Origin of the sequence: Spiroplasma sp. hy2 (assembly GCF_044714365.1) — a bacterium.
In the GTDB taxonomy this organism is placed as follows: Bacteria; Bacillota_I; Bacilli_A; order Mycoplasmatales; family Mycoplasmataceae; genus Spiroplasma; species Spiroplasma phoeniceum.
This window is the reverse complement of the sequence record NZ_RXFZ02000225.1, coordinates 1-1,375: the sequence shown is the minus strand read 5'-3', so window position 1 is coordinate 1,375 and position 1,375 is coordinate 1. Positions and strand designations below refer to the sequence as shown.

The window sequence follows — 1,375 nt, the reverse complement described above, 5'->3', positions numbered from 1 at the left end:
WTAWATTTTTAAATAAAAGACATAATTAATTAAAATTATAATTTGCTATTAGTATCTTTTTAAAAATATTTACAATTATTTTAATAGGTTATGCAAGAAGTCTATTGGTGATACTCCAGCCATTTTTGAAATCCCTAACATTCCAGCACCAGATATTCCACTAGAAGTAAGACCTAATCCAATATTTTTTAATTTATTTTTAAAATTGGCTTTATCATTTTCAGATAATGTTTGATAATAATCATTTATCTCATCTAACTTATTTTGCTTAGATTGTTTTGAAAGATTATTAAACTTGTTAATCATATCTTTAACTTTACGATTAGCATTTGCATTGGAATCATTATCTGGTTCATTTTCATCAGTCTTATTAGAATTTTGTTTGTCTTTAGCATTTAAAGTAAATGTTACTTGTAAACTCCCAGTATATCTTGAATTTTCATTAGATGTTATCATTGCTGAACTTAACGTTATATCTCTAATAGAAATTTGATTCAAATCTAATGTTGGATTTAATTCACGTAAATAATTTGAAATTGTTGTTGGTAAATTATCCGGTAATTCTCCTAAAGCTGTCTGCACCAAAAAATTACTTAAATTTCGTGGTTTTGGAACTTGCGATAAAAGTTTATTTTGTTTTGTTCTTTCACTTTTAGGTAAAACTGTTCCATAAATTGGTTTTTTAGATTGGTTTTTACTATTTTCTTTTTCATTATTTGATCTTATTGTTGGATTTGGAATCTCATTTGATGTAATTTCTGTAGTTGGAATTGGTGGAGTAGGTCGATGAGGTTCTAATCTTGTATGAAAATTATAAAAAATTGAATTACCAATTCTTCCTTCTGAAGAAATATTAAAACTTACAACAACATAATTATTACTTAGTAGTATTATCGGGAGCATCTGCAAAAATAATTCGAGCTCATCTATTATTAATAGACTTGTGCAACTCTTAGTTTATTGACTCTTAATCCAGGATTTAAAGCAACAATTGCATACAAAATATCATCTTCATCACTACTAAATAATATTACCTAAATCAATAATTTTGATTAAATCACTTAAATTTTTTGTTTTTTGTGATTGATATGGATTAACAGCAAGGACATTTGGAAAACTTATACTACTAATTGTTAATACAGTTAATAAACTAAATAATTTTTTCATATTTTTTCTCCTTTTTTATATTAAAATTTTAATCAAAATTTTTTACTTAATTAACGTAATATCTCATAATTTGAGTATAAAATATTTAAATTATTTTAAAATGTAGAATAAAGGATGAAGTAGGAAAAAACAACCCTTATTAAAGGGTTGTTTTTTATTTGAAATAAAACAACTCCTAAAAGGAGGTAATGATAATTAAACAACAWWT

2 protein-coding genes are annotated in these 1,375 nt (G+C 24.3%); both read right to left on the bottom strand.

Annotated features, from left to right (window positions below):
- Positions 1 to 75: 75 nt before the first annotated feature.
- Positions 76 to 903, bottom strand: a complete 828-nt coding sequence (locus EHV01_RS05615; RefSeq protein ID WP_422066601.1) for a hypothetical protein — start codon at positions 901 to 903, stop codon at positions 76 to 78.
- A 117-nt stretch (positions 904 to 1,020) separates the two neighbouring features.
- The gene (locus EHV01_RS05610) at positions 1,021 to 1,167 is read right to left on the bottom strand and encodes a hypothetical protein (protein ID WP_422066600.1); all 147 of its coding nucleotides are present in this window, start codon (positions 1,165 to 1,167) and stop codon (positions 1,021 to 1,023) included.
- Between the last annotated feature and the right edge of the window lie 208 nt (positions 1,168 to 1,375).